Source organism: Micromonospora sp. DH14 (assembly GCF_029809455.1).
Taxonomy (GTDB): Bacteria; Actinomycetota; Actinomycetes; order Mycobacteriales; family Micromonosporaceae; genus Micromonospora; species Micromonospora parva.
In genome coordinates, this window is record NZ_JARVKT010000013.1 from 18,479 (window position 1) to 43,469 (window position 24,991).

Annotated in this window: 19 protein-coding genes; 9 read left to right on the top strand and 10 right to left on the bottom strand. The window is 71.6% G+C overall.

Annotated features, from left to right (window positions below; genetic code table 11):
- Positions 1–47: 47 nt before the first annotated feature.
- A complete protein-coding gene (locus QCZ28_RS18415) occupies positions 48–1,094 on the bottom strand; it encodes an SMP-30/gluconolactonase/LRE family protein (protein ID WP_279517806.1) in 1,047 nt (348 codons plus the stop codon).
- 285 nt (positions 1,095–1,379) lie between these two features.
- Between QCZ28_RS18415 and QCZ28_RS18420 the strand changes: the two genes are divergently transcribed.
- The 3 genes from QCZ28_RS18420 to QCZ28_RS18430 all read left to right on the top strand — a co-directional run bounded on the left by QCZ28_RS18420 (position 1,380) and on the right by QCZ28_RS18430 (position 4,411).
- Positions 1,380–2,558 (top strand): aminotransferase class I/II-fold pyridoxal phosphate-dependent enzyme, encoded by a 1,179-nt coding sequence (locus QCZ28_RS18420; protein ID WP_279517807.1) that lies wholly within the window; start codon positions 1,380–1,382, stop codon positions 2,556–2,558.
- Between the two features lie 171 nt (positions 2,559–2,729).
- Positions 2,730–3,245, top strand: coding sequence for a SigE family RNA polymerase sigma factor (locus tag QCZ28_RS18425; RefSeq protein ID WP_347815119.1), 516 nt, complete (start codon positions 2,730–2,732; stop codon positions 3,243–3,245).
- The gene (locus QCZ28_RS18430; protein ID WP_279517809.1) at positions 3,242–4,411 is read left to right on the top strand and encodes a hypothetical protein; all 1,170 of its coding nucleotides are present in this window, start codon (positions 3,242–3,244) and stop codon (positions 4,409–4,411) included. The genes QCZ28_RS18425 and QCZ28_RS18430 overlap by 4 nt, the downstream gene beginning before the upstream one ends.
- Positions 4,412–4,502: 91 nt before the next feature.
- Here the strand turns inward: QCZ28_RS18430 and QCZ28_RS18435 are convergent, their stop codons facing one another.
- The 3 genes from QCZ28_RS18435 to QCZ28_RS18445 form a co-directional block, all read right to left on the bottom strand.
- Entirely contained in the window at positions 4,503–4,901 is a 399-nt protein-coding gene (locus tag QCZ28_RS18435; RefSeq protein ID WP_279517810.1) for a hypothetical protein, read from the bottom strand.
- A 105-nt stretch (positions 4,902–5,006) separates the two neighbouring features.
- On the bottom strand, positions 5,007–5,882 hold the full coding sequence (locus tag QCZ28_RS18440; protein ID WP_279517811.1) for an alpha/beta hydrolase: 876 nt from the start codon (positions 5,880–5,882) through the stop codon (positions 5,007–5,009).
- A gap of 9 nt (positions 5,883–5,891) precedes the next feature.
- Positions 5,892–6,905, bottom strand: a complete 1,014-nt coding sequence (locus tag QCZ28_RS18445; RefSeq protein ID WP_279517812.1) for a hypothetical protein — start codon at positions 6,903–6,905, stop codon at positions 5,892–5,894.
- Positions 6,906–7,366: 461 nt separating this feature from the next.
- Between QCZ28_RS18445 and QCZ28_RS18450 the strand changes: the two genes are divergently transcribed.
- A complete protein-coding gene (locus QCZ28_RS18450) occupies positions 7,367–10,369 on the top strand; it encodes a glycoside hydrolase family 95 protein (protein ID WP_279517813.1) in 3,003 nt (1,000 codons plus the stop codon).
- A gap of 146 nt (positions 10,370–10,515) precedes the next feature.
- On the opposite strand, the gene QCZ28_RS18455 is transcribed toward QCZ28_RS18450, so the two are convergent.
- Complete coding sequence (locus tag QCZ28_RS18455) at positions 10,516–13,983, bottom strand: alpha-glucuronidase family glycosyl hydrolase (RefSeq protein ID WP_279517814.1); 3,468 nt, start codon at positions 13,981–13,983, stop codon at positions 10,516–10,518.
- A 145-nt stretch (positions 13,984–14,128) separates the two neighbouring features.
- Entirely contained in the window at positions 14,129–15,211 is a 1,083-nt protein-coding gene (locus QCZ28_RS18460; protein ID WP_279517815.1) for a LacI family DNA-binding transcriptional regulator, read from the bottom strand.
- A gap of 185 nt (positions 15,212–15,396) precedes the next feature.
- Between QCZ28_RS18460 and QCZ28_RS18465 the strand changes: the two genes are divergently transcribed.
- Genes QCZ28_RS18465 through QCZ28_RS18480 form a run of 4 tightly spaced genes read left to right on the top strand, consistent with a single transcriptional unit; the run spans position 15,397 to position 19,515 of the window.
- The gene (locus QCZ28_RS18465) at positions 15,397–16,617 is read left to right on the top strand and encodes an extracellular solute-binding protein (RefSeq protein ID WP_030328246.1); all 1,221 of its coding nucleotides are present in this window, start codon (positions 15,397–15,399) and stop codon (positions 16,615–16,617) included.
- Positions 16,614–17,729 carry an ABC transporter ATP-binding protein gene (locus QCZ28_RS18470; RefSeq protein ID WP_279517816.1) on the top strand — a complete coding sequence of 372 codons (1,116 nt, stop codon included), beginning with the start codon at positions 16,614–16,616 and terminating at the stop codon, positions 17,727–17,729. The genes QCZ28_RS18465 and QCZ28_RS18470 overlap by 4 nt, the downstream gene beginning before the upstream one ends.
- Positions 17,726–18,625, top strand: a complete 900-nt coding sequence (locus QCZ28_RS18475; protein ID WP_279517817.1) for an ABC transporter permease — start codon at positions 17,726–17,728, stop codon at positions 18,623–18,625. The genes QCZ28_RS18470 and QCZ28_RS18475 overlap by 4 nt, the downstream gene beginning before the upstream one ends.
- The gene (locus QCZ28_RS18480) at positions 18,625–19,515 is read left to right on the top strand and encodes an ABC transporter permease (protein WP_279517818.1); all 891 of its coding nucleotides are present in this window, start codon (positions 18,625–18,627) and stop codon (positions 19,513–19,515) included. Before QCZ28_RS18475 ends, QCZ28_RS18480 begins: the two co-directional genes overlap by 1 nt.
- Here QCZ28_RS18480 and QCZ28_RS18485 read toward each other — a convergent pair.
- From QCZ28_RS18485 to QCZ28_RS18500, 4 genes are all read right to left on the bottom strand, one after another.
- A complete protein-coding gene (locus tag QCZ28_RS18485; RefSeq protein WP_279517819.1) occupies positions 19,493–21,016 on the bottom strand; it encodes a gluconokinase in 1,524 nt (507 codons plus the stop codon). The genes QCZ28_RS18480 and QCZ28_RS18485 overlap by 23 nt on opposite strands.
- 74 nt (positions 21,017–21,090) lie before the next feature.
- On the bottom strand, positions 21,091–21,804 hold the full coding sequence (locus QCZ28_RS18490; protein WP_279517820.1) for a hypothetical protein: 714 nt from the start codon (positions 21,802–21,804) through the stop codon (positions 21,091–21,093).
- A 106-nt stretch (positions 21,805–21,910) separates the two neighbouring features.
- A complete protein-coding gene (locus QCZ28_RS18495; protein WP_279517821.1) occupies positions 21,911–22,573 on the bottom strand; it encodes a response regulator transcription factor in 663 nt (220 codons plus the stop codon).
- Positions 22,574–22,718: 145 nt separating this feature from the next.
- Entirely contained in the window at positions 22,719–23,849 is a 1,131-nt protein-coding gene (locus tag QCZ28_RS18500; RefSeq protein ID WP_279517822.1) for a sensor histidine kinase, read from the bottom strand.
- A 144-nt stretch (positions 23,850–23,993) separates the two neighbouring features.
- Here QCZ28_RS18500 and QCZ28_RS18505 point away from each other — a divergent pair, with 144 nt between their 5' ends.
- A complete protein-coding gene (locus QCZ28_RS18505) occupies positions 23,994–24,983 on the top strand; it encodes a carboxymuconolactone decarboxylase family protein (protein WP_279517823.1) in 990 nt (329 codons plus the stop codon).
- Positions 24,984–24,991 lie beyond the last annotated feature (8 nt).

Consider the following 24,991-nt stretch of genomic DNA (forward strand, 5'->3'; position numbering starts at 1 on the left):
GCGTTGTCCGGCCGCCCGGCACTCGACGGTGATCCCGCCAGCGACGCTCAGTACGGATATCCGGGAATGTTGAGTCGCACGCTGTACAGCCCGGAGTCGCCCCACGAGCCCGACGTGATGAAGAGGGTCTGCCGGTCGGGGCCGCCGAACGCGACGTTGGTCGTGCCGGTGTTGCCGGGCCGGATCGTGCCGAGCGGGGTGCCGGCCGGGGAGTAGACGTGGACCAGCGAGTCCCCACCCGAGGTCCAGTAGACGTTGCCGGCGCAGTCGACGGTGCCGCCGTCCGGACCGCCGATGTAGTTCACGAAGACGCTGCGGGCGCCGACGCTGCCGTCGGGCTGGACGACGTACTTGTAGATCTTGTTCTCGGCGTAGGCGCCCACGTACAGTGCGCTCCCGTCGGGCGACAGCGAGATCCCGTTGGGTTGGCGCAACCTGTCGTCCACCAGCGACACCTGCCCGCCGGAGACGCGGAAGACGCTGGTGCGCCCGCTCATCTGGTCGGGCCGGTTGCCGCGCTGGAAGTTCGGGTCGGTGAAGTAGACGACACCGTCCGATCGGACCGCGACGTCGTTCGGCGAGTTGAACGCCCGGCCCTGGTAGTTGGCCGCGATGGTGCTGCGGGTCCGGTCGCTCAGCCGGTACGCGGAGACGCTCCGCTGGTCGTGGGTGGCCGCGACGAGCTGCTGGGCGTCGGCGGTGAGCGCCAGCCCGTTGCTGCCGGCGTTGGCGATGAACGTGTCGAAGGTTGCCGGCGGGGTGAACCGGCGGATCGTCGACGGCTGGACGTTGTACGGCCCGGTGCCGGCGGTCATGTCGGACATCAGCAGGTAGCCACCGTCGGCGACCCAGACCGGCCCTTCGAGGAAGGTGAACCCGCCCCGGATCCGCGGGGCCGTCACGGTGCTGGCCGGCAGTGGTGGGCCGTAACTGACACCGGTCGGGCAGGCACCGGGCGGTGCACCGGGCGGACCGGCGAGCGCGGCGTGGGCGCTGGCCTGCGCAGCGTCGGCGGCAGCACCGGCGGGCACTGTGGTGGTGGTGACCGCGAGGCACAGGCCGGCCAGTGCGGCAAGGGTGGGACGCCAGGTCATCGAACACTCCAATCGGCGTCGAGGGTGGCGATGGCCGGCGTGCGAGGTCGGGGGCTGGCACGGCGTGAGGACGGGGCCGTCGACGTGAATATTCGGGAGCCTAAATCATGAAGCAGTGATCCGCAGCGGTTTCGCCGTCAGATATTTCGAAGCGGATCCGGTTTGTCGACAAAGACGCTGGTCAATGCGATAAGAGGGCCGTGGAATAGTTCCGAGCGGACCACAGTGGACCGTCCGGCGGTGGTCCGGGACATCGGGCCGGGACGTGGCCAATAGGGTTGGGCCATGACCGGCCTGCTCAGTGGTGCCCGAACCGCGGCCAATCCGCTCCGTCAGCTCACGATCGACCAGCTCCGGCAGCGGACCAGCCTCAAGTGGCGGGAACACCCGGACGACGTGCTGCCGCTCTGGGTGGCGGAGATGGACGTGCCCCTGGCCGAGCCGGTCGCACTGGCGATCACCGACGCCGTCGCGCGCGGCGACACCGGCTACACCGCCGGCACCGCGTACCCGCAGGCGTTGGCGGAGTTCGCTCGGCGGCGGTGGGGTTGGGACGGGCTGGCCGTGGAGCGCACCGCGCTGGTGCCCGACGTGATGCACGGCGTCGTCGAGGCGCTGCGCCTGGTCACCGAGCCGGGGGACGCGGTGGTCGTCAACTGCCCGGTCTACCCGCCGTTCTACGAGTTCGTGGCGCACGCCGACCGCCGGATCGTGGAGGCGCCGCTCGGCGAGGACCTGCGGATCGACCTCGGCGCGCTGGAGGAGGCGTTCCGGCGGGCCCGCGCCGGCGGACGGCCGGCGGCGTACCTGCTGTGCAGCCCGCACAACCCGGCCGGCGTCGTGCACACCGCGGCCGAGTTGACCGCCGTCGCCGCTCTGGCCGAGCGGCACGGGGTGCGGGTGGTCGCCGACGAGATCCACGCGCCGGTGGTGGCCGGCGGAGCGCGGTTCGTGCCGTACCTCTCGGTGCCCGGCGCGGAGAACGGCCTGTCGCTGATGTCCGCCTCCAAGGGATGGAACCTGTCCGGCCTGCGCGGCGGGCTCCTCGTCGCCGGCCCGGCCGCGGCCGGGGACCTCGCCCGCGTCCCGTTCGGGGTCAGCGTCAGCACCAGCCACCTCGGCGTGATCGCCCACACCGCGGCCTTCCGCGACGGCGGCGAATGGCTCGACGCCCTGCTGACCGGCCTGGACGACAACCGTCGGCTGCTTGCCGAACTGCTCGCCGAGCACCTGCCGGCCGTCCGCTACCAACCCGGTCAGGGCACCTACCTGGCCTGGCTCGACTGCCGGGCGTTGGGCCTCGGCGACGATCCGGCGACCGTGTTCCTCGACAGTGCCCGGGTGGCGCTCAACTCCGGGTTGGCGTTCGGCACCGGCGGTGGTGGGCACGTCCGACTGAACCTGGCCACCGCCCCGGAGCTCATCACCGAGGCGGTACGCCGGATGGCCGGCGTCGTCGGCTGAGACCGGCACGGGCATCGGTTGGTCGCTCCACGGTGTGCCCCGTGAACCCGCGTTAGGCCGGGCCGGGACACCCCCGGCCCGGCCGAGTGGTCCGCCTTCCGACCGTACTTCGCGGGGGACGCAACCTGATGGGCGTCCGGCCCCGTCGAGCGTGCGGAGGAGGGAGCCTTGATGGTGGATGCCGAGGGTGAGTTCGTGGAGTACGTCTCCGCGCGACTGCCGAGCCTGCATCGGACCGCGTTCCTGATGTGCGGTGACGCCCATCTGGCCGACGACGTGGTGCAGCAGACGATCACGGCGCTCTACGTGAACTGGCGCCGGGTCAGCCGGGCCGACAACGTCGACGCGTACGTCCATCGGATGCTGGTACACAAGCTCGTCGATGAGAAGCGCCTGAGCTGGGCGAAGGTCCGGTTGTTGGGGTCTGCGCCGGTGCCGGAGCGCTCGCCGGCGACCCCGCATGACGACCTGGCCGAGCGGGACAACCTGCTCACGGCGCTCGCCCGTCTGCCGCGCGGCCAGCGCACAGTGCTGGTCCTGCGGTTCCTGTGCGACCTGTCGCTGGCCGACACGGCCGCCGCGATGGGCTGCTCCGAAGGCAACGTGAAGGCGCAGACGGCCCGGGCCCTGGCGGCTGTCCGCCAGGTGCTCGACGTCGCCGAGATGTCAGTGAGGAGTCCGAGATGACCACCGTGGACGATCAGCGGATTGCCGTGCTGCTGCGGTCGGTGTCGGTTCCCGAGCCGCGGGTCGACGTGAGCCGGGCGGTGCGCGACGGCCGGCGACGCCGCCAGCGGCGCCGCGTCGCCGGGGTCGCCGCTTTGACGGTGCTGGCCGGGGTCGGCGTCGTGGGTGCGGTTCAGGTCGGCGGGACCGCCAGTTCGCCGGCGCCGACCACGCCGGCACTCGCGGTGTCGCCGGCCGCGACCGGATCGGCCGCTTCCCGCCCGCCGGTCACCTGCCAGGCGTCGTGGTTGTCGCAGCCGATCGACGGTCCGGTCGCGGTGGCCGTCGGGGTCGACCCCACCGGGCGGTACGTCGTCGGCGACATCGGCACCGGGCAGGAGGACGGGCGGGTCGTGCTGTGGTCCGACGGCAGTCCGGTCGTCCTGCCCAAGACCGCGCGGCACGCGGCAGCGGTCAACGCCAGCGGCCATGTGGTGGGCACCAACGGCGACGGCACCGGCTGGGTGTACCGGGACGGGAAGCTGCGTCTCCTGGCCACCCCGCCCGGCTTTGACGCGGTGCTCGTGCACGCGGTCAACGCCCGGGGTGACATCGTCGGGACGGCCCGCAGGTCGGACGACTCGCACCAGGCCGTGCGGTGGTCGACGGCGCAGCCCCAGACGTACCGGCTGATCGGCCAGCGGGGGTCGACCGCAACCGGGATCACCGACGACGGCACGATCGTCGGCGGGATGGACCAGCAGCCCTACCGGTGGACGCCGCAGGGCGTCGGTGCGGCGCTGGCGGTGCCCGAGGGCTACCCGCGGGCGTCGGTCGAGTCGGCACAGGGTGGGTGGGCGGTCGGGATGGTTCCCGGCGGCAGCAACGGCGGCGCCGTGCAGATGCTGCCGGTGCGGTGGAACCTCACCACCGGGGCGGTGAGCCTGCTGCCCTTCCCCGGGGCGAGCGGCATCTCCGGCGAGGGTGAGGTGCTCATCGGCGACGGAGCGCCGCTGATCGTCGCCCCGGACGGCACCTCCCGCCGGCTGCCGGGCCGACCCGAGGTCCGCGCGACCGAGCCGGGCACGTACACGGCGGAGGGGATCAGCGACGACGGTCTGACGGTGGTCGGGGCCGTCTACGAGAACCAGGCGTACCGGCCGTTGGTGTGGCGCTGCGGACGTTGACGGATTGAGCGGCCCCGTTCACCGTCGCGGTGGGAGCGTGCCGTCCGGGTCGTTTCCACCGGCCGGGCCCGTAGGTACGCTCCCACCCGGCTCAGGCGAGGGCGGACGGTCGCGGTGCCCGGGTGCCCACGGCGCTGGCGAGCAGGAGCGCCACCGCTGGGAGGAACGCGCCACCGATGCCCAGCCCGAGCAGCAGCCCCCAGCCGGTGATGACGAGCGCGGCCACCAGGTCGGCGGCCACCGTCAGCCGACCGAACCGCTGCGCGAGGACGGGCAGCACCGCCGCGACGACGGGGACGCCGAGCAGATAGCCGGCCGCGGCGCCCGAGTCGTCCACCGTGAACGGAGTCAACGCGGCGGCCACCAGCACGGTGATCGCCAGGGCCGACCAGCGGAGCACCGACCGGGTGTCGGCCGGCCGGCGGAGCAGGACCAGGAGACCGACGAGCAGGACGCCCACGACGGCCCCGACGCTCACCACACCGATCATGATGTTCTCCTCGACCGCCACAGGTGGTGTCTCATCGACGACGGCGGATCGTCGTCTCTGCGTCCACCATACGGCTGCTCCGGCCACCGACACGAGGTCAGAACGTCAGCCGGCGTCCAGCACCTCCCGCAGCCGCGCGGCGAACTCCTCGGGCTTGCCCGCGTAGCCGAACTCGCCGCCGAGGAACCCGCCGTGGTGACTCGGGAACACCACGGCCTCCTGGCCGAGCAGCGCCGCGAGGCCCATCGCGGTGCGGGCGGTGTACGTCCCGGCCGACTCCTCGCCGACCGCGACCACGATCCGGGTGGGCACGGCGGTGAGCACCTCCGCATCGGGGCGGTAGTCGGTGATCGCCCACGAGTTCTGCGACAGCAGCGGATCGTCGCGGCTGCCGTCGTCGTCGGCGGTCATGCCGAACATCGCCGGGTCGGGGGTGGGCTGGGCGAAGTAGGCGTCGGTGAACTCGCCCTGCCAGGAGGTCATCGCGATGAACGCGGCCATCCCCGCGCCCGAGCCCTTCGCCTGGTACGCCTCGTAGAAGCCGGCCCGGGCGCGCTCGGCGGCCGTGGCGTCGGGGAGCACGGCGTTGATCGGCGGTTCGTGCGCCACCAGGGTGGCGACGTCGCCGGGATGGGTGGCGACCAGTTCGAGGGCGGTCACCGCACCGCCGCTGCTGGCGAAGAGGTCGACCGGACCGACGTCGAGCGCCTCGACGAGCGCGTGCAGGTCGGCCGCCTGCTGCTGCGGCGTGTGGTCGGACCGACCGTCCATGCGGACGCTGCGGCCCAGGCCACGCGGGTCGTAGGTGAGGACCGTGCGGTCCGTGAAGTGCGGGGCGAGGGCGGTGAAGCCCTCCGCAGTCATCGGCTGGCCGATCAGGAGCAGCGCACGATGGGCGCCGGTGGGAGGTAGCGGGCCGCGGACGTCGTAGACCAGGTCGACGCCGGGAATGTCCAGGGTGTGTGTCTGGATGTCCTGCATCCGATGAGACTACGACCGGGCAGGGGAAATTGGCGGCGGCTGGCGGAGCGCGTCGTCGATGATGCCGGGCATCCGCCGGGCCACCCCCGCGAGGAGGTCCGCGACCTGGACGCGCGGATCGTCGCGGGAGTCGACCATCACCAGCCCCGCCAGGGGTGACACCCCGGTCGGCAACGCGGCAGCCCGGTTGCCGCCGACCGCCGACGCGTCGCCGTTGGCGGCCAACACCCGCTGAAGGCGGGTCAGCCGGTCGGCCGTCAGGGCACTCTGCTCGTCGTGGGTCACCAGCACCTGCCGCTGGCCGCCGCTCCAGGACAGGACCGTTTCGGCCAGCGCCGGCAGCAGCGGTTCCAGCGGAGGAGGGACCGTGCGGTCGTCGGCGTCGAGCCTGGCCACCACGGCCCGCACCTGGTTCGGGCGGAGCCCGTCGAGGACGGCGTCGGCCACCGTGCCGAGGCCGTGTCGCCGCAGCGCGTCCCGGGCCTGGAAGAAGCGCCGCACCGTCTGGTCGACCGGAAGTCGCCGCTTCATCCGGACCAGATCGACGAACGCCGACAGGAAGGCACTCCAGTCGCTTCCGGTCGAGCGTCCGGCCTCGTACAGGGCGAGAGCGGCCGGATGGTGCTCGCGAGCCAGGCGGGTGCCGGCCGCGTACGACGGCTCGGTCAGCAGGAGGTCCACGATCCGGGTGACGAGGAAGAACTCCTTGTCGATGAGGTGGACGTGCGCGCGGCCGGCCAGCGCCGCCAGGAACCACTCCAGTGCCTCCTGCGCACCGGAGCCGCGCAGGAACCGGCCGGATTTGAGCTCGTGCGGCGCGAACCGGAACCCGGACCGTAGGGCGGCGATGATCGCGACCGCCTCGTCGGCGGCCAGGTCGACGCTCGCGTGCGTGATCACCGGGGCGGTCGAGTGCAGCAGATTCGTACCCGAGAACCCCGACTCGTCGCAGGCGATCCGCACGACGGCCCCGACCACCACCGCGCCACCCGGCGGTAGTCCGCCCTGAAGGGGCGATCTCACCGCCGTCCTCCCGCCATGCCGCCCATGGTCACCCGTGATCTGGCGGAGAACAACCCGATTGTGGACGCGAGAGCGCCGTGCACGGTCGGCGTGGTGGCGGTGCTCGGCGCATAACCGCAGCCGGATCGCCGTACATCTGATGTATGTCCTTGCGGGTGGGGCGTTGGCGGCGGCATCGTGGCCCATCGCCCGGCGCTGCCGGCTCGCTCCCTCGCTGATCACCCGCCCGTGCATCTCGCTGAGCGGGCGTAGGGGCGCGGTGTCCACGCATTGATCGACCGTTGCCTATTCTGTGGCCCCGGAGTAACCTTCCCGAAACACATCGGATGTCTGGCGCGTCACTGCCGGGCGTCGGCCTGCTCAGGCAGGGTCCCGGTTGGCTTCACCAAGCGGATCCCCATGTCGAGTCCCACAGTTGTCACGCTTCGGGGTGGCCGGACTGGTCACCGTTTGGAGGATCGATGTCAGACCTGACCCGACGGCAAGCCCTCAAGATCGGCGCAGCCGGCGCGGGTGGCGCCCTCCTGCCGGTGCCCTGGACCGCCGTGGCACGTGCGGACTCGGTGGCGCCGCCGCAGGTGCTGGCCGCCGGTGACCTCGCGCTGTGGTACGACGAGGGGGCCGGCACCGACTGGCTGCGGGCGCTGCCGATCGGCAACGGCCGACTCGGCGCCATGGTCTTCGGCAACGTCGACACCGAGCGCCTTCAGCTCAACGAGGACACCGTCTGGGCCGGCGGCCCGCACGACCCCAGCAACACCCGGGGCGCGGCGGCGTTGCCGGAGATCCGGCGGCTGGTCAACGCCAACCAGTGGACCCAGGCCCAGGATCTGATCAACCAGACCATGATGGGCAACCCCGGCGGCCAGTTGGCCTACCAGACCGTCGGCAACCTCCGGCTCGCCTTCGGATCCGCCAGCGGCGCCTCCCAGTACGACCGGACGCTCGACCTGACCACCGCCACCGTCACGACGTCGTACGTGCTCAACGGTGTTCGTCACCAGCGGGAGGTGTTCGCCAGCGCGCCGGATCAGGTCATCGCGATGCGACTGACCGCCGACCGCAGCGGCTCGATCAGCTTCACCGCCACCTTCGACAGCCCGCAGCGCACCACAGTGTCCAGCCCGGACGGCACCACGATCGGCCTGGACGGCATCTCCGGGAACATGGAGGGCGTCACCGGTCAGGTCCGTTTCCTCGCACTGGCCAACGCGACGGTCAGCGGCGGCAGCGTGTCCAGCTCCGGCGGCACCCTGCGGGTGACCAACGCCAACAGCGTGGTCCTGCTGATCTCCATCGGCTCCAGCTACGTCAACTACCGCAATGTCGGCGGCGACTACCAGGGCATCGCCCGGCAGCGCCTCACCGCCGCGCGGGCCAGCAGCTACGACCAGTTGCGCAGCCGGCACGTTGCCGACTACCAGGCGCTGTTCGGCCGGGTCACCCTGGATCTGGGTCGCACGTCCGCTGCCGACCAGACGACGGACGTCCGGATCGCCCAGCACAACAGTGTCAACGACCCGCAGTTCTCCACGCTGCTGTTCCAGTACGGCCGGTACCTGCTGATCTCGTCATCGCGGCCCGGCACCCAGCCGGCGAACCTCCAGGGCATCTGGAACGACTCACTGGCCCCGGCGTGGGACTCGAAGTACACCATCAACGCCAACCTGCCGATGAACTACTGGCCGGCCAACACCACCAACCTGGCCGAGTGTCACAACCCGGTCTTCGACATGGTCAGAGACCTGGCGGTCGCCGGAGCGCGGACCGCTCAGGTGCAGTACGGCGCCGCCAGTGGCTGGGTCACCCACCACAACACCGACGCCTGGCGGGCCACCGCCGTGGTGGACGGCGCGTTCTGGGGCATGTGGCAGACCGGCGGGGCCTGGCTGTCCACGTTGATCTGGGACCACTACCTGTTCAACGGCGACATCGAGTTCCTGCGGACGAACTACCCGGCCATGAAGGGCGCGGCACAGTTCTTCCTCAACACCCTGGTCACCGAGCCGACCCTCGGCTACCTGGTGACCAACCCGTCGAACTCGCCGGAGCTGAGCCACCACTCGAACGCCAGCGTGTGCGCCGGCCCCACCATGGACAACCAGATCCTGCGGGACCTGTTCGACGGCGTCGCCCGGGCGAGCGAGATCCTCAACGTGGACAGCACGTTCCGCGCCCAGGTTCGTGCCACCCGGGACCGGCTCCCACCGATGAAGGTCGGCTCGCGGGGCAACATCATGGAGTGGCTCTACGACTGGACGGAGACCGAGCCCAACCACCGGCACATCTCGCACCTCTACGGGCTGGCCCCGAGCAACCAGATCACCAAGCGCGGCACCCCGCAACTGTTCGAGGCGGCCCGGCGGACCCTCGCCCTGCGCGGCGACGACGGCACCGGCTGGTCGCTGGCCTGGAAAATCAACTTCTGGGCCCGGATGGAGGAGGGCAAGCGGGCCCACGACCTGATCCGCTACCTGGCCACCACCGCGCGACTCGCGCCCAACATGTTCGACCTGCACCCGCCCTTCCAGATCGACGGCAACTTCGGGGCCACCGCGGGCATCGCCGAGATGCTGCTGCAGAGCCACATCGGCGAGCTGCACATCCTGCCCGCGCTGCCGCCGGCCTGGCCGAGCGGTCGGGTGACCGGCCTGCGCGGTCGGGGCGGGCACACGGTCGGCATCACCTGGAGCAACGGGCTGGCCAGCGAGGTGCTGCTGCGTCCGGACCGCGCCGGCAGTGTCCGCCTGCGTGGTCGGCTCTTCACCGGCACCGTCACGGTGGTCGACACCGCCGACGGCACGGCGGCCCGGACCACCCGGATCGAGTCCGACCTGATCGAGGTCACCGTGCAGGCCGGACGCACCTACCGGGCCACCAGTTCGGGGGGGACCACCAGCCCCACGCTGGAGCAGAGCTTCAGCAATGCCGGCATCACCAGCGACAGCAACACCAACGTCGGGAACTTCGACGGCAACGGGGCCTCCCTGTCAGCGCAGGCCCTGACGTCAGCCGGGGCCAGCCCGGGCGCCACGATCAGCCGCAACGGGGTGAACTTCCGGTGGCCCAACGTCAGCCCCGGCACCGCCGACAACGCCATCGCCTCAGGCCAGACCATCGGCATCAGCGGCACCGGCAGCACGCTGGGCTTCCTGCTCACCGGCACCTACGGCGCGGTGTCCGGCACCGGCACCGTGGTCTACGCCGACGGCACCCGCCAGACGTTCACGCTCAGCTCGCCCGACTGGTACGGCGGGCCGCACTCCGGAGGAACGGCGGCCGTCGTGTCCGCGTACCAGAACCGGCCGAACAACGTCCGCCAGAACACCGCCGCGTGCATCTACTACGTCGGTGTCGGGTTGCAGAACAAGGCGGTGGCCTCGGTCGTGTTGCCCAACATCAGCGCCCGACCGGCGACGAACGTGCCGACCATGCACATCTTCGCCATCGCGATCGGAGGCTGACGGCAGGGGCCGCAGCCTCGGGGGAGCGTGACCGGGCCCGTCCCAGCTGGGACGGGCCCGGTCACGGATTTCGGCGGCGCTGTCGGGGTGGCTGCGCCATACCGCTCATCAGCACATCGACATGCCGGGCCAGCCGGAGCGCACGGTCAGCGGACGCGTTCCCCGTGGCTCTTGATCCGGAAGTAGTCGAAGGCGACGTCGAGGTCGGTGGAGGTGCCGGCCCGGTTGAAGGCCAGCAGCCCTGCCTTCGTCGGCTCGACGTTCAGCGTCTGCGAGCCGATGTAGCGGTAGACGCTCCCGTCGCTGGAGTAGTAGGCGCGGTAGCGGTCCCCGACCTTGCTCAGGCGCAGCCAGATGGCCCCGTCGGCTCCGACGATGCGCTGGGCGTCGGCACCGGTGATCTCCAGCGTCGACGCCGTGCCGTTCTGTTCGCGCAGGAAGACGATCCGGGTCTTGTTGATGGCCGCTGTCGCGTTGCCCATCTCCCAGGCGAGCTTCACGTAGTTGTTGTCGTCCGCGTACCCGAGAACACCGCCCTGCTCGTTGTTGCCGGCGAGGGGGCGGGAGAAGACCACCCGGGACTCGGCCGTCCAGTCGCCGTCGACGTCCTGCACTGCCAGGTTCCTCGCGGTGTTGACGTTGCCCTGGAGGTCACCCTGCTGCGCGGTGACGACCAGGGACCCGTCGGCCAGTCGCCGCCTGCTCTCGTCCGGCCGGACCCACTGCCACTGCGGGCCGAGCGGGGTTGACCCGAACTCGTCGCTGCCGGTGAGGGTGGTGTTCAGGTCCACCGTGTAGACCGACGACGCCGCGCCGTTCGTGACGGTGACCCGGGCCTGCCCGGTGGCGGTGGCCGCCTGCTCCACCGCGACCGAGGCGGCGGGGTCGGCGGCGGTGGCGGTGACCGTCGGCACCGTCGTGGTGCCGGCCGGCGTGAGGGCGTTGTAGCGCAGCACCGTCGGCGCGAAGGACGTCAGGCGCTTGCCGTCGACGCGCAGCGCCGTCAGCGTGGTGTCGGGCACCAGGTTGAAGACGTAGTTCTTCACGAGGGGTCCGAAGAAACTCTCGGTCGTGACCTTGACGACCGCCTGCCCGGGTACGCCGGCCGCCTGGGAGATGATCTCGTAACGGGCCTTGCGGTCGGCGGTCCGCACCTTGGTGATGGTCGGCGACGCTCCGGCCGGCAGCGGGATGGTGTACGAGGCGTCCGAGAGGTTGAAGCCGCCGAACGTCTTCCCGTTCACGACGATCGCCGCCGACAGTGGCGCGTCGTCGACCGGGATGTCCCGCCCGCTGAACTCCTTCCAGTAGTTCACCGAGGTGTCCCGCCAGTCGGCGGCGTCCGCCTCGTGGACCGCCAGCTTGGTACGCACCTCGGCGAACCGGCGCGCGTCGATGTCGGGCTGGAGCGCGTCCCAGGTCTCCCGCATCCAGGTCACGTACTGCACGCCCATCTGGTAGCGGTAGACCAGCTCTGCCCAGAACGTCCGCCCGCCGTCCATCCGATGGCCCCACGGCACGTGGTGGAACCACATCAGCAGGTTCTCCGGGATCGAGTCGATGGTGCCGTAGCGCTGCTGCAGGCGGGGGAAGTACTGGGCGGCCAGGTTGCTGCCGGTGGGGGAGCGGTCGAAGCCCAGACCGACGCTGTCGGCCTTGTTGTAGTAGATCGGGCTCCAGTCGTCACGGCCCGCCCAGTCGGCGGGGTCGGGACGGTAGTGGGCGCCCTCGGCGAACTGGTGGCCGATGCCCAGCGGCGTCTGGTAGCTGACCAGCGACTCCCACGAGCCCATCATCATCTTCCGGATGGTGTCGACGACACGCCGGTCATTGCTCCAGGTCATCCGCGTCCAGTCGGTCGCGATGTCCGCCGAGTCGAGGGTCCAGTCCCACGCCTGACGTCCGAAGGCGAAGAGGTTCGCCTGGGCGAAGTGGTGCCCGGTCAGGTTGTCGGCGTTGCCGAGGTTCGCGACACCCACGATGGCGGTGTCCGAGTGGTGCTGCGCGGTCCCGTCGACGATGTCGCCGACCAGCCGCTCCTTGAGCAGCTTCCCGTTCGCGTCGGTCGCGTAGGTGTCGGTCTTGAGGATCTCCTCGTACATCGGGCCGAGGTAGGCCAGCATCCAGTTCTGGCCGGTGTACTCCTGCGTGATCTGGAGTTCCAGGGCCTGGTTGGTGTTCTCCATCCGGCCGAACATCGGGTGGATGGGCTCGCGGGCCTGGAAGTCCAGTGGCCCGTTCTTGGTCTGCAGGAACACGTTGTCGGCGAAGCGTCCCCGGCTGCCGTCCGGCTGGACCTCGTCGTCGATCGGCCCGAACTCCAGGTAGGCCCGCTTGAGCCGGTCGTTGTCGACGTCGGCGTTGTAGACGAACGTCCGCCAGTGCACAGTCATCCCGAGTGGCGCCACCGCGGCGGCGATGGCGTTGGCGCCGTCACCGTGGTCGTACCCGAAGTCCTGTGGCCCCGGCTGGCCCTCGGAGTTGGCCTTCACGGTGAGTCCCATGAAGTCCGGGATCGCGGCCTGGATCTGCTGGGCCCGGCGGTGCCACCAGCCCCGGAAATCCGCACCGTACGGGTCGAGCTGGCTGTTGGTCAGCGTGTCCGGCGCGAACCGGCTGTCGGTGGGCGCGGTGTACCGGATCGACAGGCCCAGCCTGATGCCGTACGGCCGCAGCGCGTCGGCGAGTGCCGCCTCCTGCGCGATGCGGGTGCTCGTCAGGTACGCGTTGTCGGCGTTGACGTTGTTGATGGTGATGCCGTTGATGCCCAGTGACGCCAGCGCGCGGGCCATGACGACGTAACGGTCGAGGATGACGGGCAGGTTCCGGCCGGCGCTGGCACCGGTCGCGGCGAAGTTGAAGATCGCCCCGCTCTCCCCGTTCAGCCCGCCCAGCCCGGAGGCGTTGTTGCCCGCGTAGAGACGCTCGGTCTCCCAGTTGTTCAACAACCGGTTTTTGATCTTCGGTGACTCCGCGACCCGGAGGTGGTCGATCGGTTTCCGGGTCTGCAGGAGCCGGAGGAAGGCGAAGGTGCCGTACAGCGCGCCGAGGTCGGTGTTGCCGGCGATGACGGTGAACCGTGCCCCGCCCTTCGACACCGTGCGGACGAGGTAGCCCTCGTCGCCCACCGTGGCCAGGTCGCGGGTCGCGATGGTACGGCCCACCAACGGTGAGCTCGCCGGTGTGCCCACCACCACCGAGCCGTCCGGGACTCCGTCGGCCGGCAGCGTCGGTGTGGACTGGTCGAGCAGCCCGTTCAGGCCGCGTACCAGCTCGTCCCGGGCGGCGCCCAGCGTGGTCTCGACGAGCTTCTCGGCGGAACCGGGAGCCATGGCGAGGTCCGTGGTGTGCCGGTGCAGCTTGGTGGCGTCGGCGTTCTCGACCACGACCGCCGTGGCCGCGCGGCGGTAGTCGCGCAGCAGCTGCGCGTCGTCGACCGGCACGTAGCGCAGCCACAGGTCGGAGCCGTCGTAGTCGTCGGGTGACGCAGCCGCGGCGACCGGTGTCGCGGCGACCGGCGTCGTGGCGACAGTGAGGGTGGCCGCGACGGTGGCGAGCACCGTGCCCAGCACGATGAGAGTTCGCCGTAGCCGGGGCACCGAAGCTCGGTTCATCGCCATCTCCTCGTTCGTCCGCTGGGGACGCCGCTGCGCCCGTCCCGCGAGCGCCCGACGTTGACGGATGGATGCGCGTCGATCGTGGGCGGCGCTGCCGCGCCTCGGCAACCAGTTGTCGTTTCTTGTCGTGGGCCGGGCGGCCTCACGGCCGGCGGGCCGCCGGGTCCGGTGCGGACCGGTCCCGCGCCCACTGCGGGCGGGCGCGACCCGGGCCCGGGTTACGCGCGGCCGTCGAGTCGCGGACCACGAGGCGTACCGGCAGGACCATCGGCCGGCCGGTGTGCCCGGGCGCCCCCGCGATCATCGTGAGCAGGTGCCGGGTCGCGGCCGAGCCCTCCGCGTAGAGCGGCGCCGCGACGGTGGTGAGCCCGGGCGTGACGATGTCGGCGGCGAGGATGTTGTCGAAACCCACCACGCTGACGTCACCCGGGACGTTGACGCCCATCCGGCTGAGACCACGGATGATCCCGATGGCCATCTGGTCGTTGAAGGCGAGGACCGCCGTCGCCGGGCGGGCGCACAGCTCCCGCGCGGCCCGCTCACCGCCGGCCATGGTGGGGCTGAACGGCCCGATCTGACGGACCTTGATCTCCAGCTCCATGCCCGCCTCGAGCAGCGAGCGCCAGCGGATGCCGTTGGGCCAGGACGCCTGCGGCCCCGCGACGTAGGTGATGTGGTCGTGCCCCAGCTCGCCGAGGTGCTCGGCGGCCCGCCGTACTCCCCGGGGGTCGTCGGTGACGACGCACGGCACGTCGGCGAGAGCGCGGTTGAGGACCACCACCGGCCGCTGTTTGGCGACCATCCGGATGGCCGAGTCGGACATCCGGCTGCTGGCCAGCACGATGCCGTCGACGGTCGACATGGTGCGTTCGACAGCCGCCCGTTCCAGCCGGTCGGACTCCTGGGCGTCGATCAGCACTGTGGTGTACTCGCCGTCGGTCGCCGCCTCCTGCGCGCCGCGCACGATCTCCGCGTACACCGGGTTGGTGATGTCGGCGATGACCAGCGCGATCATCCGCGTGCGGGAGGTGGTGAGGGCGCGGGCGAGGGGGTTGGTCCGGTAGCCCAACCGCTCGGCGACCCGTCGGATCCGATCGGCGGTCTCGGAGTTGACGCGACTCGGTCGGGAGAACGCCCGGGACACCGTCGAGGGTGAGACGTCCGCCTCGGCGGCGACGTCGTAGATCGTGACTCTCTTTTCCGGCGGCCTGGTGTGGTCGGGCATCTGCATGCTCCTCCCGGCTACGCGCAGTGATCATGGTATGGCGGCAGTGAATGGTCGGCAATGCCCCCGCAACAATCCGGTCGGCCGATCGCATTCGCGCGAGGCAATACATGGCAACCCGTTGCCGCCGTGGCGCGTCGGCTGAATCAATCAGCACCGATGACACCTGGCGGAGGGAACGGCTCATGGGTATGACGCGGCGCGGCGCTCTCCTGGTCACGGCATCGTCGCTGCTGGTGGGCGCGGTCGGGTGTGGAGCACCCGAGGCTCCCGGTGACACCACCGGTGACACCACCGGCGAGGTGCCACAGCGGCCCGGCAAGGCCGTCACCCTCAACGTCCTCGACGTGGCGGGCAACCTCCAGTTGACCCAGGGGATGATCGACGAGTTCGTCTCGAAGAACCCCGACGTGATCTCCCGGGTGACCTATTCAAAGGCACCGGCACCCGAGCTGGCCGGGAAGATCAAGGCGCAGCAGGGGGCGGACCGGGTGGACATCGGTCTCGTGCTGACCGGCGTCGACGGCCTGGCCGCCGGGATCGAGCAGGGGCTCTGGATCGACGTTCTGCCGACCTTCCAGGACCGCCTCGGCGGCATGCGCGACTACCTGGCACCGGCCGCCGCGATGCAGCAGCTCGCCGGCAACGCCGGTGTCACCGTCACCTACTACCCGTCCGGCCCGCTGCTCGAATACCTGCCGTCGCGCCTTCCGACGCCACCCACCAGCGCGGACGCGCTGCTCGCCTGGGCCAAGGCCAACCCCAGGAAATTCCAGTACGCCCGCCCGGCCAACTCCGGCCCCGGCCGGACCTTCCTGATGGGACTGCCCTACATCCTGGGCGACTCGAACCCCAAGGACCCCACCGCTGGATGGGACAAGACGTGGGCCTTCCTCAAGGAGCTGGGCCAGTACGTCGACTACTACCCGTCCGGCACCACCGAGACGATGAAGAACCTCGCCAACGGCACCGCGCACCTCATCGTCAGCACGACCGGTTGGGACATCAACCCGCGGGTGCTCGGCACCGTGCCCAAGGAGGCCAGGATCACCCCGATCGACGGCTTCCACTGGGTCACCGACGCGCACTACGCCGTCATGCCCAAGGGCGTGTCGACCGACACCCAGGCCGCGGTGCTGGCCCTGTTGGCGTTCATGCTCACCCCCGAACAGCAGGCGAAGGCGTACGACGAGGGTTACTTCTACCCGGGCCCGGCGATCAAGGAGGTCCAGCTCTCCTCGGCCCCGCAGAAGAGCCAGGACGCGATCCGGGAGTTCGGTCGCCCCGAGTACGACGCGCTGATCGCCGGAAACCCGACCGAGGTCCCGCTCGACGCGAAGAGCCTGGTGGCGGCGTTCAGCCGCTGGGACCGTGAGATCGGCGGCGGGAAGGTCAAGCAGGGATGAGCGCCTTCTCCCAGCTGCGGCTGGACGGGGTGTCCCGACGGTTCGGCGGCCAGGCCGCGCTCACCGAGCTGGACCTGACGATCGGGGCGGGGGAGTTCATCGCCCTGCTCGGCCCGTCCGGCTGTGGCAAGTCGACGGCGTTGAACTGCCTGGCCGGGCTGCTGCCGTTGACGGCGGGGAGCATCTGGCAGGACGAGCGGCGCATCGACACACTGCCGCCGGAGCGGCGCGGCTTCGGCATGGTGTTCCAGAGCTACGCCCTCTTCCCGCACCTGACCGTCCGGGCGAACATCGCCTTCGGGCTGCGCATGCGGCGACTGCCCAAGGAGGAGACGCGCCGGCGTACGGACGAGGCGGTGCGGCTGGTGCGACTGGAGGACCACGTCGACAAGCTGCCCGGTCAGCTCTCGGGTGGACAGCAGCAGCGCGTCGCCATCGCCCGCGCCGTCGTGTTCGAGCCGTCCCTGGTGCTGATGGACGAGCCGTTGAGCAACCTCGACGCGAAGCTGCGCCTGGAGATGCGGACCGAGATCCGCCGACTGCACCAGTCGCTGGGCCTCACCACCGTCTACGTGACCCACGACCAGGAGGAGGCGCTCTCCCTGGCCGACCGGCTGGTGGTGCTGCGGGAGGGGCGGGTGCAGCAGATCGGCTCGCCGCGCGAGCTGCACACCCGGCCGGCGAACTGGCACGTCGCCGACTTCATGGGCTACCGCAACCTGTGGCGGGGGCGGGTGGAGCGGCTGGACGGCGCGCGGGCCACCGTCGAGTCGTCCGGGCACCGTCTGCTCGGCGAGGTGCTGGGCGACGTCGCGGCCGAGGCGGAGGCGGTGCTCGCGGTGCGCCCCGAGGACATCCGCGTCGACGGGCCCGGCGAGACCCACAACGCCCTGTCGGCGACCGTCGAGGTGGTGGAGTATCAGGGCCGCGAGTTGGCGGCCGAGGCCCGCACCGACAGCGGGCTGCTGCTGCACCTGCGCACCGAGCGGCGGATTGCCCCGGGCGACCAGGTCAGGCTCGCAGTCGACCCGCAGCGGCTGCTCGTCTATCCCGCCGACGCGGCGGCGGCGCAGACCGACCGCGTCCCGCAGGCCTCGGGGGCGACGCGGTGAGCCGGTCCGGGAGCGGACGGCCGCTGACGCACTGGCAGCACCGGCTCGCCGAGCGGGGCGTCGACCGTCAGCTCTGGTTGCTGGTCCCGGCGCTGGTCTTCGTCATCGCCCTGTTCCTCTACCCGTTCTTCTACGGGCTGACGCTCTCGTTCCAGCCGACCAAGGGCGGGCCGTTCAGCGACTACGCCCGGTTCTTCTCCGACTCCTACGAGCGGGGCACGATCGGCATCACGCTGCGGATCGCGTTGCCCGCCGCGCTGCTGAACGTCCTCGCCGCGGTGCCGATCGCCTACCGGATGCGCGGCCGGTTCCGGGGCAAGCGACTGGTCACCACGCTGCTGGTCGTGCCGATCACGCTCGGCACCGTCCTCACCGCCCAGGGGTTGTTGAACTTCCTCGGCCCGACCGGCTGGTTCAACCGGATCCTGCTGTCCAGCAACCTCGTCGACGAGCCGGTGCGGCTGACCCACAACTACTGGGGCGTGTTCCTCTCGCTGGTGATCACCGGCTTTCCGTTCGCGTTCCTGCTGGTGCTGTCGTACCTGTCCGGCATCGACCCGACCCTGGAACGGGCCGCCGCGACGCTGGGCGCGGACTGGCGTCACCGGTTCACCCGGATCACCCTGCCGCTGCTGATGCCCGGCCTCGCCACGACCTTCTGCCTGACGTTCGTCCTGGCGTTCAGCGTGTTCCCGTCGGCCGTTCTGGTCGGCAACCCGGCCGGTGAGACCCGGGTCATCTCCCTCGCCGCCTACCAGGCGGCGTACGAGCAGTACGACTATCCGTACGCGTCGGCGATCGCCATGATCATGGGCTTCGTCGAGCTGGTCGTCATCGCTGTGGTGCTGGCCGCCCGCACCCGCTTCTACACCGGCTCCACCGGAGGCAAGGGCTGATGGCAACGACCACCCAGGCGCCACCGGCGCGGCCCCCCGCCCCCGGCACCGACCGGCGTCGGCGCATCGTCGCCCGGCCGGCCGCCTGGATCGTGTGGGGCGTCGTCATCTTCTTCTTCCTCAACCTGCTGGGCGTCGTGGCGTCCGTGCTGGTCAGCTCGTTCGGCAGGCGGTGGTTCGACACCTGGTTCCCGGACGGCTACACCACCGACTGGTACGTCCGGGCCTGGGACGAGTTCGCGCTGCTCCAGGTCATCGTCGTGACGCTGGAGGTCTCCGCCCTCGTCGTGGGCCTCTCGCTGTTGATCGGCGTGCCGGCCGCCTACGCCCTCGCGCGGCGCTCGTTCCCGGGCAAGCGGCTGATCTTCCTGGTGTTCCTGCTGCCCATCCTGATGCCCCCGATCACGTACGGCATCCCGCTGGCGACAGTCCTCTACAAGTTCGGCCTGGCCGGGCACCTGTCCGGGGTGGTGCTGGCCAATCTCGTACCGTCGGTGCCGTTCGTCATCCTGACCATGACCCCGTTCATCGAGCAGATCGACCCGCGGATCGAGAGCGCCGCGCGGATGTGCGGCGCCGGCCTGCGTACGGTGTTCCTCCGGGTCCTCACGCCGCTGCTGGTGCCGGGCATCCTCGCCTCCGCGATCCTCGTGCTGGTCCGGACCGTGGGGATGTTCGAGCTGACCTTCCTGACCGCCGGACCCGACTCGCAGACCCTGGTGGTGGCGCTGTACTACTCGATGTCCGCGTCCGGGATCCGGGCCCAGCAGTCGGTCGACGCCATGGCGGTCATCTACACCTCGATGATGCTGGTCCTGCTCGTCATCGCACTGCGCTACGTGAACCCGACCCAGCTCGTGGCGCAGGTCAAGGACGAACCGGAGCACTGAGGCCGGTGCCGGCGTCGAGGATCTCACCCAGGCGACCCGCCACCGTGACGAGCGCGGGCAGCCTGGTCCGCAGGCCGCGGTAGGCCGTGGCGAGCGCCGGGTCGACAGTGACGCGGTCGCCGCCGGCCCCCGGGTCGAGCCGGGTGACCGCCGCCTGGAGGTCGGCGGTGTGGCCGATCGCGAAGAGCCCGAGCGCCGCCGCGCCGAGGGTGACCTGATCGGCCGCGCCCGTCACCTGGACGGGGCAGTCCAGGACCGCCGCCATCACCTCGCGCCACAGCGGTGACCGGAAGGCGCCCCCGGTCAGCCGTACGCTGCGGATCGGCGTCAGCTCGGCCAGCCGGTCACGGACACCGCCGAGCTGCAGGCAGACGCCCTCCACAGCGGCCCGGACCAGGTGAGCGCGCGAGTGCTCGCCGCGCAGCCCCAGGAACGCGCCGGGCGGCGCGCAACCCTCCGGCGCGGCCGGGTCGGCCCACAGGTACGGCAGCATCACGACTCCGTCGCTGCCCGGTGCGATCCGTGCGGCGACATCCAGCAGCCCGGGGGTGGCGTTGTCGTCGCCGAGAACCCGTCCCGCCCACCGCACCACGTTGCCGCCGTTGCCGACCGCCCCGCGGACGACCCACGCGTCCTCGGTCAGCGCCGCGCAGGAGAAGGTCTCGGCCGCGTCGGTGCGGGGTGCCCTGACGACGGTCCGCAGAGCCGCGGTGGCCCCGAGCGTCAGGCCGCCGACGGTGTGCTCGGTCGCCGCCGCGCCCAGGCTCCGCAACGGACCGTCACCCGCACCCACCACGACGGGTGTGCCCGGCGGGAGGCCGACCGCGCGCCCGGCCGCCGGCGACAGCCGCAGCACCGCCGTCGTGGGCAGGACCGGGGGCAACTGGCTCTCGGACACTCCGGCGAGGTCGAGGACGGCGGAACTCCACGCCCGACGGTGCACGTCGAACATCCCGGTGCCGGATGCCGAGGACAACTCGGTCACCAACATCCCGGTGAGCCGATGGACCACATAGTCCTTGAGGCCGACCCACCACCGGGTCGCCGTGCAGAGGTACGGCTCGTGCCGGGCGAACCACAGGAGCTTGCACAGCGGGTTTCTCGGGTGCACCGGCGTACCCGTCAACCGGTGCAGCTCCCGGCTCTGACCGGACGACAGCAGTTCGCGGGCCGCCTCCGCCGACCGCGTGTCACGCCCGGTCAGCAGCGGCGTCACCGGCGTCATCGCCGCGTCCAGCCCGATGAGGCCGTACCTGGCGGAACCCAGCGCGAGGGCGACCACCTCCGCCCCGGCGGTGCCGGCCACGCACGCCGACGTGGCCGCCAGGGTGGCCGCCACGAGCACGTCCGGCTCCTGTACCCGCCAGCCGGGCACCGGCTCCACCAGCGGGTACGCCCGGGTGGCGACGTGTCGTGCGGTGCCGTCCAACGCGAACGCGACCGCCCGCGCGGCGGTGGTGCCCACGTCGACTCCGACGATCACCCGACGCTCCGGCTGCATCCGCACATGGTCGAGCGGCGCCGCGCGGGCCGGCAAGCGGTTGCGCGCAGTTGTCGTCACGCGCTGCGCGCCGGTCAGACCAGGAACTCCTCGCGCATCCGCGCACCCAGGTTGATCCCGCCGACCGTCCGTGGGCCGGCCGGATCGTGCACGGCGACGGTGTTGTTGCGACGCATCAGCTCACGGACGGCAGGTGGCAGTCGCGGCGGGTCGTCCATGGCCACGAGGACTTGCCCGGCGCTGGAGATCAGTCGATCGGCCAGGGCTGCGGCGTCGGTGTCCACCCGCACCCGGCCGTACTCCCAGCCGGAGGTGGTGAGGTCGAGCACCTCGAACACGCGGGTCAGCAACGGGTTCGGGTCGGTCACCCGGTCGAGCCGGGGCGCCCGGCTGCCGAGCACCGTGACGGCGGCGGCCACCTGCGCGTACGGGTGGAAGCCGCACGGCAGCGCGAACAGCGGCCAGCGCAGGGCCGGGCCCGCCTCCTTCCACAGCGGCCGGTAGTTACGGCGGTGCACCAGCAGTCTCCGGCCCGTCCGCCGGTGGATCTCCTGGGCCTGGGCCTGGAGGTCCACATGGGCCTCGTCGGCGACCTGACTCACGATCCGGGTCGCCACCACCAGGCCGTCGTCGCTGTCCAGCGAACCGGTGAGCGCCTCGACCTGGTCGTTGAACCGGATCCGCGCGTGGGAGCCGTACCGGGACTGGACGTCGTGCAGCAGCGCCTGCTGGCGTCCCGGGTCGAGCTGGACCCGCCTACCGCCCAGCAACCGACGGAGCCAACGCATGTCGCCTCGATTCAGCAGAGCCGTCGCGGACGGCGGCAATGCTAGTGCGTCGTCTCTTCCCGGTGTCGCCAAGGGGGTTGATCGACGCCGCTGTCCGGGACGGCGCTCACCGGCGACGCGGCGTGATCAGCCCCGACTCGTACGCCCACACGACCAGTTGGGCCCGGTCGCGGCAGTGCAGCTTCGTCATCGCCCGGTTGACGTGTGTCTTGGCGGTCAGCGGACTGATCACCATGCGCGCGGCGATCTCGTCGTTGGTCAGCCCACGGGCGACCAGCTCGACGATCTCCTGCTCCCGGGCGGTCAGGACGTCGCGGCCGGCCGTCGGCTCGGCCGGCGGTGGGCCGGCCACGAACTCACTGATCAGCGTGCGGGTGACGGTCGGCGCGAGCAGCGCGTCCCCGCGCGCGACGACGGCGACGGCGTGCAGCAGGTCGGCGGGGTCGGCGTCCTTGAGGAGGAAGCCGCTCGCGCCGGCGCGCAGGGCGGCGAAGACGTAGGAGTCGAGCCCGTAGTTGGTCAGGATGAGAACCCGGATGCCGGTGAGGTCGGGATCGGCGGCGATGCGCCGGGTGGCCTCGATGCCGTCGAGACCGGGCATCTGCACGTCCATCAGGACGACGTCCGGGCGCAGGCGTCGCGACAGGTGGACGGCCGAGCTGCCGTCGGTCGCCTCGCCGACGACCTCCAGGTGGTCCTCGGCGTCGAGCAGTGCCCGGAAGCCGGCCCGCATCAGCGCCTGGTCGTCGGCGAGCAGCACCCGGATCATCGCGGCCCCGGCGGCCGGCGGGCGCCCCGCGCCCCGGCCTGGCTCGCTCGGGCCCGGCTCGCTCGGGCCTGGCTCGCTCGGGCCTGGCTCGCTCGGGCCTGGCTCGCTCGGGCCTGGCTCGCTCCGGCCCGGCTCGGTTGGCCGGTCACCGCGGGTCGTCCAACGGGAAGGTGGCCCGCACGGTGAACCCGTGGTCGTCGTGCGCGGCGGCCTGCAGGGTGCCGCCCAGTGCGCTGACCCGCTCCCGCATGCCCCGCAAACCCACGCCCGGGGTCAGCGGTTGGCCCGGTGACGCCCGGCCGTCGTCGGTGACCGCGACGGTCAGCCCCGCCGGGGCGTACTCCACCTGGATGTGCGCGGTCGCGGGGCCGGCGTGGCGGGCCACGTTGGTCAGTGCCTCCTGGATGACCCGGTATCCGGCCTGGTCGACCTCGTCGGGCAGGTCCCCGCGCTGACCGGTGACCGTCACCTGCACCGGTACGCCGACCGCCCGGGTCCGCTCGGCCAGCTCGTCCACCCGGGCCAGTCCGACGCGATCGGCGTCGGTGGGCGCGCGCAGGACGTCGAGGGTGGTCCGGAGTTCCCGCATGGCAGCGCCGCTGGCCTCCTGGATCGCCAGCAGGGCGGCCGACGGCGCCTCGCCGTGTTTGCGGGCCAGGTGCACGGCGATCCCGGCCTGCACCTTGATCACCGAGATGCTGTGGGTCAACGAGTCGTGCAGGTCTCGGGCGATGCGCAGGCGCTCCTCCCCGGCACGCCGCAACGCCATCTCCTCGCGGGTGCGCTCGGCTTCGACCGCCCGCTGCTCGACCTGCTCCAGGTACGCCCGACGCTGCCGCCCGACGAGCCCGGCGACGTTGGCCGCCACGAACCAGCCGAACAGCAGGGCCGTCCGTTCGAGGATCACCTGCCCCGGCTGGCCGGGCGGCGCCACCGAGACGTCGCGGGCCAGGAAGCCGCCGAGGAAGACGAGGCTGGCCACGACCGCCGCCGACCGGTGCCCCTGCCAAGCGGCGAGGTACACCGCGCCGAGAACGGGGAACGCGGCGGACACCCCGGGGTGCACCCGGAGGTGAACGGCCAGCATGGCGACGGTGACCACGCCCAGCGCCACCACCGGGTAGCGCCGGCACGCCGCCAGGGCCACCGCCATGGCCAGGACCAGGGCGACGTCGAGCACCTCGACCGTCGCGGCGTCCGGGGTGAGCGCGGCGTTGCCGAGCAGGAGGACGCCGAGGGCGAGACCGCCGAGGGCGTACGGGAGGTCGCGGCGCATTGTCGCACTGTAGAACGGCCGCCGCCGGTGCAGCATCCCGCGAACGTGGTACCTGCCGCGTACCACGGGCGCGGTATCGGCGACCCGGCAAGTGTCTGCGCCGGCACGACGCTTTCCCGGCCCGCCGCAACAAGCATCGAGCCCATGACATACCGCTTCTTCACCCCCACGCCGACGAGGGCGGCCACCGGCCTCACCGCGGCGGTCTACCAACAGTTGCGCGACGACTTCCTCGGGCCGTTGCCGACCTTCCAGGCGTTGTCGGCGGTGCCGGAGGTGCTGGCCGCGACCTGGGCGTTGATGCGGGAGGCGCTGCTCGCCGGCGACGCATCCCGGGTCGAGCGGGAACTCGTCGCGACCGCCGTGTCCCGGGCCAACCGCTGTCAGTTCTGCGTCGACGCCCACGTGCTGCTGCTGCACGCGCTGGGCGCGTCGAAGCTCGCCGAGGCCGTCGCCCGGGGTGAGACGCCACCCGAGCCGGGACACGCCCGGCTCGTCGAGTGGGCACAGGCCAGCCGCAGCCCCGGAGCCGCCGACTGGACCAGCCCGTACCGGGTGGAGATCACCGGCACCCTGCTGGTGTTCCACTTCATCAACCGGGTCGTCTCGGCGTTGCTCGACCCCGATCTGCTCCCCGGCGGCCTACAACGCTCCCCACTGGTGCGCTCGGTCGGGGGCCGGCTCTACGCCAGGGCGGCCCGGGAGCCGAAGGAACCCGGCCGAAGCCTCCCGCTGCTCGACGCCGACGCGACGGCGGCGCCGGCCTGGGCGGGGGACAGCCCGGTGGGTGTCGCCTACGCGTCGTTGCGCGTCGCCGCCAACCGCGGTGGGGAACTGCTGGGCGAGACGGCGCGCGAGACCGTCACGGCGACCGTGCGCTGGGAGGACGGGCGGTTCCCGGCCCGGCCCGCGGACTGGGCCGTCGACCTGGTGCGGGACGTGCCGGGCACGGACCGCATCGGGACACGGATCGCGTTGCTGGCGGCGTTCGCCCCCAGCGCGATCAGCCCGGGCGACGTCGCGCTGTGGCGGCTCTCCCACCCGGCCGACGCCGACCTCGTGCGGCTGGTCGCGTACGGGGCGATCACGGCCACCGACCATGTCGCCCGGGCGCTCGCCTCGGCGCACCTCTAGGAGGTATT